The organism is Asticcacaulis sp., from assembly GCF_051956075.1.
Taxonomy (GTDB): domain Bacteria; phylum Pseudomonadota; class Alphaproteobacteria; order Caulobacterales; family Caulobacteraceae; genus Asticcacaulis.
Genome location: NZ_JBQCGA010000031.1, coordinates 45,990 through 56,236 on the forward strand (window position 1 = coordinate 45,990; position 10,247 = coordinate 56,236).

8 protein-coding genes and 1 pseudogene are annotated in these 10,247 nt (G+C 61.3%); 6 read left to right on the top strand and 3 right to left on the bottom strand.

Features of this window, described 5'->3' with window-relative positions:
* Positions 1-26 precede the first annotated feature (26 nt).
* Complete coding sequence (locus ACTHLA_RS08375; RefSeq protein ID WP_440187251.1) at positions 27-905, top strand: class I SAM-dependent methyltransferase; 879 nt, start codon at positions 27-29, stop codon at positions 903-905.
* A 212-nt stretch (positions 906-1,117) separates the two neighbouring features.
* On the top strand, positions 1,118-2,461 hold the full coding sequence (locus ACTHLA_RS08380; RefSeq protein ID WP_440187254.1) for a glycoside hydrolase 5 family protein: 1,344 nt from the start codon (positions 1,118-1,120) through the stop codon (positions 2,459-2,461).
* A 54-nt stretch (positions 2,462-2,515) separates the two neighbouring features.
* Here ACTHLA_RS08380 and ACTHLA_RS08385 read toward each other — a convergent pair whose 3' ends face one another.
* Complete coding sequence (locus tag ACTHLA_RS08385; RefSeq protein ID WP_440187257.1) at positions 2,516-3,349, bottom strand: pirin family protein; 834 nt, start codon at positions 3,347-3,349, stop codon at positions 2,516-2,518.
* Positions 3,350-3,478: 129 nt separating this feature from the next.
* Between ACTHLA_RS08385 and ACTHLA_RS08390 the strand changes: the two genes are divergently transcribed.
* From ACTHLA_RS08390 to ACTHLA_RS08400, 3 genes are all read left to right on the top strand, one after another.
* Complete coding sequence (locus ACTHLA_RS08390) at positions 3,479-4,384, top strand: LysR substrate-binding domain-containing protein (protein ID WP_440187260.1); 906 nt, start codon at positions 3,479-3,481, stop codon at positions 4,382-4,384.
* A gap of 1 nt (position 4,385) precedes the next feature.
* On the top strand, positions 4,386-4,637 hold the full coding sequence (locus ACTHLA_RS08395; RefSeq protein WP_440187263.1) for a sulfurtransferase TusA family protein: 252 nt from the start codon (positions 4,386-4,388) through the stop codon (positions 4,635-4,637).
* A 99-nt stretch (positions 4,638-4,736) separates the two neighbouring features.
* Entirely contained in the window at positions 4,737-6,068 is a 1,332-nt protein-coding gene (locus ACTHLA_RS08400) for a GGDEF domain-containing protein (RefSeq protein WP_440187266.1), read from the top strand.
* On the opposite strand, the gene mfd is transcribed toward ACTHLA_RS08400, so the two are convergent.
* Entirely contained in the window at positions 6,065-9,526 is a 3,462-nt protein-coding gene (gene mfd / locus ACTHLA_RS08405) for a transcription-repair coupling factor (RefSeq protein WP_440187269.1), read from the bottom strand. The genes ACTHLA_RS08400 and mfd overlap by 4 nt on opposite strands.
* 6 nt (positions 9,527-9,532) lie before the next feature.
* Positions 9,533-9,811: a succinate dehydrogenase assembly factor 2 gene (locus tag ACTHLA_RS08410; protein WP_440187272.1), complete on the bottom strand. Its 279-nt coding sequence runs from the start codon at positions 9,809-9,811 to the stop codon at positions 9,533-9,535.
* Positions 9,812-9,879: 68 nt separating this feature from the next.
* On the opposite strand from ACTHLA_RS08410, the pseudogene ACTHLA_RS08415 reads away from it, so the two are divergent.
* Positions 9,880-10,247 (top strand): annotated as a pseudogene (locus ACTHLA_RS08415) (ATP-dependent DNA helicase RecG); the annotation flags it as partial.

Here is a 10,247-nt window from a genome sequence, read left to right on the forward strand (position 1 = left end):
GTCCGATCGCGTCAAGGTTACCGTCTATGCCCGAACCTGTTCAACACGTTTCCGACACCGCCTTCTGGGTCGCGTGGCATCGCGCGCAGGAAGGCAAACGGCGCGACGCCCTGTTTCACGATCCGCTGGCGGAAAAACTGGCCGGAGAGCGCGGACGCAACATCGCCAGCCATATGGGGATTCCGCGCGCCATGGCATGGTCGATGGCGCTGCGCACCCATATTATCGACAGACTGATCCGCGACGCCGTGAAAGACGGCGCCGACATGATCCTCAATCTGGGCGCCGGACTGGACACCCGCCCCTATCGCCTTGAGCTGCCACCGGAACTGCAATGGGTCGAAGTCGATTTCGCGCCGATGATCGCGTACAAGGAGGAGGCGCTTGCTGACGAGAAGCCCGTATGCCGACTTAAGCGTCTTGTATGCGATCTGGGCGACGATGCGGCGCGGCGCGAAACGCTGGCGGCTTTGCGGGCGAAGCGCATCCTTGTGCTGACCGAGGGCGTGGTTCCCTATTTGAGCAACGATCAGGTCGCGGGTCTGGCGCATGATCTGGCCGCGCAACCCCATATCATGGCCTGGCTCAGTGACTATTACGCGCCACTGTTCCACACCTTGTCGGCGCGCGGCAAGGTGATGCGTCGGCTGGCGGAAAACGCGCCGTTCCGCTTCGATCCTGGCAGTTCGCGCGACGACTGGCCGCGCTTTTTCGCCGCCTGCGGCTGGCAGATCGACGAGATGATCTATCTGGGCGAAGAAGGCCGCAGACTGGGACGCGACCTACCGGTCAATCCGCTGATGCGCCTGATGATGCGGTTCGCGCCGGAAGAACGTCTGCGTCCCTATCGCCGCATGAACGGCTTTGTTCGTTTTACGCGCGGCGATCATGTCCAGTCGATCTAGCCGCGTTAACCTTCAGGCAACCTTTCGAGACGAAGCTGCATACGCTGCAGTGTGCAGAACCGTGCGCGAATCGCGTGGTAAGACCGGCGCTACCTGATATGGTTTGCAGCCATACTTGGTCGTCCCCTCTGCAATAATTATTTTGAATTGGCTTATTCGTGATTATTCGCTAGCCTGCGCCCCATAATAATGGTCCCCAGGGAGTCCGTATCATGTCATCCGTTTCACGGCGCGGTTTCATCGGCGCCAGCGCGATAGGCGCTCTGGCGCTCGGCCTTAATCTTGGCCGCCCCGCGCATGCGCAAGGCGCAGGTTTTGTCTCCCGCGACGGCGCGCATTTCAAGCTTGACGGTCAGACCTACCGCTATGTCGGCGCCAATATCTGGTATGGCGCCTATATCGGTTCGGCGGCCAGTTTCGGCGACCGCACGCGTCTGGTGAAGGAACTCGACGATCTCAAAGCGCTGGGCGTCGGCAATCTGCGCGTTCTCGGTTCGTCGGAACTGTCGCCGCTGATCAACTCGCTTGATCCGGCCTTTTCCTATGAGCCGGGCAAATATAATGACGACTTGCTGACCGGACTGGACTTCCTGCTGGCCGAAATGGGCAAGCGCGACATGAAGGCGGTTCTGTACCTGACCAACTTCTGGGAATGGTCAGGCGGCATGGTGACCTACCAGTACTGGACCAATGGCGGCCACTACATCAACATGAACGATCCTGCGCATCCTTGGCCGGAATTTGCGGATTTTTCGGCGCAGTTCTACGCCGACGGCGCGGCCAAACAGGCCTATTGGCAATATGTCGGCATGCTGACCAACCGCGTCAACTCGATCACTGGCAAGCCCTATAAGGACGATACGGCCATCATGGCCTGGCAGCTCTGCAACGAGCCGCGTCCTGGCGGCAGCGACGCCGCCGTTCTGGCCAATGCGGACGCCTATTACGGCTGGATTGCGGACACGGCGGCGCTGATCCGTCAGCAGGCGCCCAACCATCTGGTGTCGCTGGGACACGAAGGGCTGATGGGCGCCAATATGCATGAAGATATTCTGATAAAAGCCCATGAACACATAGATTATCTGACCGCGCACATCTGGCCGCAAAACTGGAGCTGGGTTGATAAGGATGATCTGGCTGGCAGTTTCGACGCTGGCGCCGCCAAGGTGCAGGCCTATATCGACGCCCATATCCGCATCGCGCGTCAGATCAATAAACCGCTGGTGTTTGAGGAATTCGGCTTCCCGCGCGATAATATCGCCTACGATCCCGGTACGCCGACCACCTTCAAGGACAGATTCTACAGCCTGATCTACAAGGCGGTCGAAGACGCCATCGTGTCCGATACGCCAGTGGCGGGCTCGAATTTCTGGGCCTGGGGCGGCGCAGGTCGCGCCCTGCACGCCGATCATCATATGCTGCGTGGCGAAACCGCCTATGTCGGCGATCCGCCGCACGAGCCGCAGGGCTGGTACAGCGTATTCAATACAGATACCAGCACGCAGGCCCTGATCCGCGCGCATGCGGCGCGCCTCAAGGCTTTGGCGTCAGCATAGAAAAAGGCCGCGCCGCTCTGGGGGGGATGACGAGGGGCGCGGCCAGACCGAAAATCAGAAGAGGCCGTTCTGATAATCGGTAAAGGCTTGCTTGACCCCGTCATGGTCATTCATGACGAACGGGCCATAACGCACCAGCGGTTCTTTCAGGGGCAAGGCGGTCGCGACCAGGGCGCGGGCGCCGTCCTGACCTGCAACCAAGTTGAGCGTATCGCCATCGGCGTTCAGCAGGCCCGCCTGCCCAGCGCTGATCAGGGTCTGTTCGACCGCGACGCCGCCTTTGAAGACATAGACAAAGCCCTGATGATCCTTGGGCAGCGGCAGGGTAATGTCACCCTCACCGTCCAATGTGACATCGATCAGGACGGGTTGGGTCGGCGGCGACATGATCGGCCCCATAAGGCCTTGCAAGCGTCCCGCAAGCACGCGCGCTTCGGCCTTGCCAACGATAAGCGCAGGCACGTCTTCAGCGGCTATGTCGCGCGCCACAGCCTGTTGCCGCTTATTCTCGCCCGGCAGGTTCAGCCACAATTGGAATCCGAAAGCCTCATCGCCACCCAGACTCAAGCCCTGGCTGACGCCGCGACCAGCGGTCAGCCATTGCGCGCCGCCCGCAGGGATCATGCCGCCCTTGCCCGCCGTGCTGTGCCACGCCACGCCCTGCATGACGCAGGTGATGATCTCGAAACCGGCACATGGATGTTCGACCAGATCGCCGAAGACCGCGCCGTAGCGCATGTCTTCAAACAAAAGGAAGGGATCAACCTGATCGAGCGCTTCGGTTCCGATCACCCGGTTCAGCCGCGCGCCGGAATTTTCACTGGACGGAATACCGCGCACCACGCGCTCGATACGGCGCGCCTTGTGCTTCTGTGTCTGCGAACTCATGAACATCGACCATCTCCGTTGCGGAAAATACGCCCGCTCAAAATCACAGGATTACGCTTGTGAGCGTCGATATAATCCGCTAGCTTCGTTTCAGGAAGACGCGCAAAGCGCATCATGGTGTTGCACAAAATGGAACAGGCTCGCATCGACTTCGACGATCTGCACGCCTTTTTCCGGGTCGCGGAAACCGGCAGTTTCGCCAAGGCGGCGCAAAGGCTGGAATCATCCAAATCATTGATTTCCCGCCGTGTGGCGCGGCTTGAAGAGACGCTTAATGCGCAACTTCTGCAACGCTCGGCGCGCGGCGCGCTGCTGACCGAGGCGGGCCAGACCTATTATGAAGAAGCGCGCGCGGCGATGGCGCAACTGGAATGCGCCGCCGAAAGCCTGTCCGGTTCGGTCGGCGACATTTCCGGACAGATACGCCTGACCGGCCCGGTGTTTTTCGGATCGGAATATCTGACGCCAGCCCTGGCCGAGTTCGCCCGGCTGTACCCCAATGTCGAATTGTGCATCGACTATATTGACGAAAAGGTCGATCTGATCCGCGAAGGCTATGATCTGGCGGTGCGCGTCGGCGCCCTGCCCGATTCCAGCATGACGTCGCGCCTGCTTTGCCAGTCCCGGCGTGTCGTCGTCGCCAGCCGCGGCTATCTCGATACGCACCCGCCCATTCTCGAACCTGAGCATCTGGGCGGTCAGACCATCCTGCACTATAACGGCGTCAACGCTCAGGATCTGTGGCGCTATCAGGCCGAGGGCGAAGAGCGCGCCGTCACGATCCGCCCGCATCTGCGCTCGAACAACGCCTATATGTTGATGGAGGGCGTGCGCGCCAGCCTGGGGCTGACCTTGCTGCCGGTCTATATTGTCGGGCGCTACATTCAGTCCGGCGAAGCCGATACGGTGCTGGACAATTACGATTGGGGCGTCACGCCTGTGCATATCCTGATGCCGCCGGGACGGGCGCCGACGCGGCGCGTGCGCACCCTGATCGACTTTCTCGCCTTACGTTTCCGCAATAAGTTCGCCTGACATGACCGGAGCGCCGCCTGATCTCCCATCCAACTGGCTTTGTCTGGATGCGCGCGGCCATCGCTGCCCTGTGCCGACCCTGCGCCTGCGTCGCGCGCTGGCGCAAGAGGACGTCGCCGGGGTGCGGTTGCTGGCCGATGACCCGATGGCGCAGATTGACGTGCCGCATTTTTGCAATCAAAACCAGTATCGACTCATGGCGACCCATGCGCTTGACAAGGGGTGGGCGTTCGATGTCTCCCTGCGGGTTTAAAGCCCGCTTTTGTGTTACACTCCTGTTTACCTGGCGTATCTAAGGTGACATTGCCATGACCCTGATTCCTCCGTTTTCACCGTGCATAAAGGCGCTTTCATGCTGACCTTTCCTGCGCGTCTTTTGGTTCTCAGCCAGGATGAGCTGTGGTCGCACGCCCTGGCGGACGATATGGACCGACTGGGGCTGCGCACGCTTTGCGCAACCGACAAGGACGCAGCGCGCATAGCGCTGGGCGATCTGCCGATTGAAGCGGTTCTGGTTGATGAAGCAAGCTTTCCATCCGAGGAGGCGATAGTCGACAGCCTGCGCGCCGCCGCCGCGCCGCGCCGCATCGCCGTCGCCATGATGCGCCGCGACGACCATCATGTGGTGCCGATCGGCTGGGACATGGTGTTTACGCGCGAGTCGCATCCGCAGCAGATCCTGCTCAGTATCGAACATCTGGTGCGCGGATGCGTCTGCGAAGAAGAATATGATACGCGTTGTCAGACCTTCGCCGCCGACATGCCCGATCTGGAAGCGCAGATGGCGTCGCAACCGGCGCTCAGCCTGTTGTCGGTCGGCCAGCCGGACCCGGAATTTCTCGCCATCAACCACATCCTGAAAGCCGAAGGCGTCGATGTGGTCGCCGCCTTGAGCAGCTATGGCGCGTTCGATTATCTGCACGACCGCACTTTCGATGCGGTTTTACTGTGGGGCGGCGCGCAACCGGCGGAGGCTCTGGCCATTGCGGGCGGTATGCGACGCAATACGCGCCTTTATCATACGCCGGTCCTGTTGCGCCTGAACCGGCTGGTCGAGATCGACGTTGGTGACGCCTACCTGCGCGGCGTCAACGACATCGCCAATCCCAGCGCCAGCGTCACGGAAATCGCCCATCGCCTGATCCGTCTGGCGCGCGGCTATCGTCGCCAGACAACGATCCGCAAAACACTCGATTCCATGCGTCATCGCCCGGAGATGGACAAGGCGACCGGTCTGTTCGGACGCGACCTGTTTGCTGGCCATCTGGCGCGGTTATCGCAAGCCTGTCGGGAGCGTCAGCGCACGCTCAGTCTGTGCGTTCTGCGCATCGCCGATACGCCGGACATCGCCCGCGCCCGCGCCAAGGGCGCGCTGGAGCGCGCCGCGCCGCAAATTGGTTCGATGATCTCGCGACTGGTGCGTTCCGAAGACAGCGCCGGACGATTGTCGAACGACGTCTTCGCCATCGCCCTGCCCGCCACCAGCCTGTCGCAGGCGCGTAATGTCGGCGAGCGCATATCCGCCGTCATCAGTTGCACCGCTTTCGATTCCGGTCAGGGCAAGCCGCCCTTCGTGGTCGAATTCACGATTGGCGCAGCGGAATTGCTGCCTGGCGAAGCGGCGGGCGCTGCGCTGATGCGCGCCTCGCGCGCGGCGGGCGACACAGCTAAGGAAGCGGTTTAGGCTTCTTTAGCCAAACGCGACAAATCCTTCATGATTTTCTCCGCCGCCGTCAGACGCTGCGCTGCGTCCGGCCAGTCACCGCGCACCAGCAGCTTCTGATCTGGGCGCAGTTTCCAGTCGGGTCGGGTCGGAATAAAGCGCACCAATCCCATGGGGTTGGCGAAGCTGTCATTGCGGAAGCTGATCACCGCGCCCTTGGGGCCGACGTCGAGCTTGGCGACATTGGCCTCGCGGCACAGACCTTTGATCCCGACCACCTTGAGCAACTGCTCGGCTTCTTCCGGGATCGGACCGAAGCGGTCGATGAGTTCCGAGGCCAGGGCTTCGCGGTCCTCCATCTTCTCCGCTTCGGAGACGCGGCGATAAATGGCCAGGCGAATATTGAGGTCGGAAATGTAGCTTTCCGGAATCATGACGGCCGCGCCGGTATTGATCTGCGGCGACCAGGCGCGCGCGTCGGTTAGGCTATGATCGCTTCGTTCGCGAAGCTCGGCGACCGCGTCCTCCAGCATCTGCTGATACAGTTCGACGCCGATTTCGCGGATATGGCCCGACTGTTCGTGACCCAGCAGATTGCCGCCGCCGCGGATGTCGAGATCGTGGCTGGCCAGTTGGAAGCCTGCCCCAAGATTATCTAGGGATTGCAGAACCTTGAGGCGTTTCTCTGAGGCAACACTTAAAGTCTTATGTTGCGGCGTGGTCAGGTAGGCGAAGGCGCGGGTCTTGGATCGCCCGACCCGTCCGCGGATCTGATAGAGCTGCGCCAGCCCGAACATATCGGCGCGATGCACAATCAGCGTATTCGCCGACGGCACATCCAGACCCGATTCGACGATGGTGGTGGACAACAGCACGTCGTATTCGCCGTCATAGAAGGCGCTCATCACGTCTTCGAGCGCGGTCGGCGAGAGTTGACCATGCCCGATGACGAACCGCACCTCTGGAACCTGAGCGCGCAGGAAGTCGGCGACCTCATGCAGGTCGCTGATCCTCGGCACGACATAATAGACCTGACCGCCGCGATATTTCTCGCGCAGCAGGGCTTCGCGCAGGGTCACAGGATCATAGGGCAGCACATAGGTGCGCACCGCGATACGATCGACCGGCGGGGTGGCGATAATCGACATATCGCGAATCCCAGATAGCGCCATTTGCAACGTCCGAGGTATGGGCGTTGCAGATAATGCAAGCATATGCACATCGGCGCGGAAGGATTTCAGCTTTTCCTTATGCTTGACGCCGAAATGCTGCTCCTCATCGACGATGACCAGGCCGAGATCCTTGAAGGCGATCTGCTCCGACAGCAGGGCGTGCGTGCCGATCACCACCTCGATCTCGCCCGCCTTCAGGCCTGCGCGCGTCTCATCGGCCTCCTTGCGCCCGACCAGGCGCGACAATTGCCGCACCCGCACTGGCCAACCCTGAAAGCGCTGGCTGAAGGTCTTGAAATGCTGGCGCGCCAGCAGAGTCGTCGGGCAGACGACCGCCACCTGCTGCCCCGACATGGCGACGACGAAGGCGGCGCGCAGCGCCACCTCGGTCTTGCCAAAGCCGACATCGCCGCAAATAAGCCGATCCCTCGGATGACCGCGTCCGAGGTCTTCCAGCACGTCGGCGATGGCGCCGAGCTGGTCGTCCGTCTCCTCATAAGGGAACTGGGCGCAGAACTCGTCGTAAAGCCCGGATGGCGGGTCGATCTGCGGACCCGCCTTGGTGGCGCGCGCAGCGGCGAGTTGGATAAGGCCCTCAGCCATTTCGCGCAAACGCTCCTTGGCCTTGGCCTTGCGCGCCTGCCAGCTTGCCGAGCCGAGCCGGTCGAGCTGCGCCATCTCGCTGTCGCCGCCATAGCGCGTCAGGAGGTCGATATTCTCAACGGGCAGGTACAGTTTGGCGTCATTGGCGTATTGCAGATCGAGACAATCATGCGGCGCGCCCGCGACGTCGAGCGTTCGCAACCCGTCATAACGACCGATGCCGTGCTCGATATGCACGACCAGATCGCCGGTCGATAAGGATGAAGCTTCCGCAAGAAAATTCTGCGCTCTGCGTCGTTTACGTGGGCGGGCTAATCTGTCGCCTAAAATATCGGTTTCCGAAATGACCGCCAGCGCTTCGGTCTCGAAGCCATGATCGAGTGGGATCACCGCGCGCTGGATCGGTTTGACCTTTGTGCCTGCGACGCCAAAGCTCTGCGCGTCCGGCCAGTCCTTCGCCAATCTCAAACCTTCCAGACCGTGATCGGCCAGCATCTGGCCCAGTCGGTCAGATGAGCCTTCCGTCCACGAGGCGAACAGGACACGCTTGCCGGTCTTGGCCAGGGCGCGCGCATGGTCGGCGACGGTGGTGAACAGATTGGTCGCGTCGAGACGCCGCGCTTCAGCAAAATCGCGCCCGGGACGCCCGCCCAGATCGACGCCGCCTGCATGGGCGAACGGTTCGAAACGGCGCACGCGCCGTCCCGTCAGGAGAGCCGTTAGATCGTCATTATCGAGATAGAGTTGTTCTGGAGGCAGGGCGCGATACCGGCCTTCGGCGGCGTCGCGGCGCAGTTCAAAGGCGTCCTGCGCCGCCGCCTGCTGTTCGGCCACGGCGTTTTCCGCCAGGGCGTCCAGCATGATGACGGCTTCCGGCGTCAGATAGTCGAACAGGGTGTCGAGATGATCGTAGAACAGAGGCAGTAGATGCTCGACGCCCTGACGTCGTATGCCCGACGACAGGGCCGCATACATAGGATCGTCACCAGACGCGCCGAAATGACTGAGATAGCCCTGGCGGAAGCGACTGATCCCGGCCTCATCGAGTCGAATTTCCGAGACGGCGGTAAAGTCGAGCGACTTGACCTGACTGAGCGAACGCTGCGTCTCCGGGTCGAAGCTGCGGATCGACTCCAGTGTGTCTCCGAAGAAGTCCAGCCGCATCGGATCGTCATGCGTGGGTGAAAATACGTCCACAAGACCACCGCGCACGGCGAACTCCCCGCGCTCCGATACGCTGGAAACGCGCACATAGCCGTGGCGCAGGAAGTAGGCTTCCAGATCGGCCGGATCGAGCGACTGACCCGGCTTCAGGCTCAGACGCCCCTCTTCGATCATGGCGCGCGGCGGCACGCGCTGCATGACCGCCGCCGCCGTCGTCACCACCAGAAGCGGCGCATCACCCTTCCGCCGCGCGGTCAGTTGCGACAGGGCGCACATGCGCTGCGCCACCACGCCCGGCGTCGGGCTCATGCGGTCATAGGGCAGACAGTCCCAGGCCGGGAAGGTCAGAACCTCGAGTTCAGGCGCGAAGAATTTGAGCGCCTCCAGCACGGCGTTCATGCGGCTGAAATCGCGCGCGACAAACAGGCTGAGATCGGCCCCGCGCGCTATATCGGCGGCGACCAGACTGTCGTAGCCTTCGGGGCAACCGCTGAGGGTCAGCGCGCCCTCCTGGCGGCTCAGATCGGGAAAGGCGGACATTATGAGCTAGAGTTTCGTATAAGCTGTTTTGTAATAGTAGTTGAGTTCATTCATGATTTCCGATTGATATTCAATCGGCGTTGGATCGCGCTCGATGATCCAGCCATAAAGATCCTGATCGGGAACTTCGAGCAGAACTTCAAACAGGTCGAGTTGCGCGTCGCTCATCATCGGCAACCGGTCGTCTGCGAAATTGCCAAGGATAATATCCGCCTCTTTGAAACCCCGACGCCAGGCGCGGAACGATAACTTCTTCAACCGGGCTTCACGATCGTTCGCCGACATAGCTGGGCCTTTGCGCAAAAAGATCAAGGGGCCTTCTCATAAAGCAAATTTGGTGCTTGATAAGCCCCATGCGGCCAGAAATTTTGTTTCCCTACTTCACCAGCGTGAGCAGCCTGAAAGGCGTTGGTCCCAAGCTGGCGCCTGCTCTCAGTCAGCACGTCGGCCCTTATGTGCGCGATCTGGCCTTTTTCCTGCCGGTTGGACTTATCCAGCGCCCGACGGTCACGCTTGATCGCGCTGTTGTTGGCGACGTCCAGACGGTCGCCGTCACGATTGGCGGTTATCCGCCCTCCGGCCCAAAAGGACCGCAACGGATTGAGACCTTTGATGACGGACGGCGTCTGAGTCTGGTCTATTTCCACCGTATTCGCGGCTTTGAGGCGCACCACCCTATCGGCGCGCGCCGTCTGGCCAGCGGCAAGATCGAGTCGTTTAA

Excerpts from the sequence above, each read along its gene's own strand:
- ACTHLA_RS08390 (WP_440187260.1), top strand. The coding sequence starts at position 3,479 with ATGGAACAGGCTCGCATCGACTTCGACGATCTGCACGCCTTTTTCCGG.
- ACTHLA_RS08395 (WP_440187263.1), top strand. The coding sequence starts at position 4,386 with ATGACCGGAGCGCCGCCTGATCTCCCATCCAACTGGCTTTGTCTGGAT.
- ACTHLA_RS08400 (WP_440187266.1), top strand. The coding sequence starts at position 4,737 with ATGCTGACCTTTCCTGCGCGTCTTTTGGTTCTCAGCCAGGATGAGCTG.
- ACTHLA_RS08380 (WP_440187254.1), top strand. The coding sequence starts at position 1,118 with ATGTCATCCGTTTCACGGCGCGGTTTCATCGGCGCCAGCGCGATAGGC.
- ACTHLA_RS08385 (WP_440187257.1), bottom strand. The coding sequence starts at position 3,349 with ATGAGTTCGCAGACACAGAAGCACAAGGCGCGCCGTATCGAGCGCGTG.
- ACTHLA_RS08410 (WP_440187272.1), bottom strand. The coding sequence starts at position 9,811 with ATGTCGGCGAACGATCGTGAAGCCCGGTTGAAGAAGTTATCGTTCCGC.
- mfd (WP_440187269.1), bottom strand. The coding sequence starts at position 9,526 with ATGTCCGCCTTTCCCGATCTGAGCCGCCAGGAGGGCGCGCTGACCCTC.
- ACTHLA_RS08375 (WP_440187251.1), top strand. The coding sequence starts at position 27 with ATGCCCGAACCTGTTCAACACGTTTCCGACACCGCCTTCTGGGTCGCG.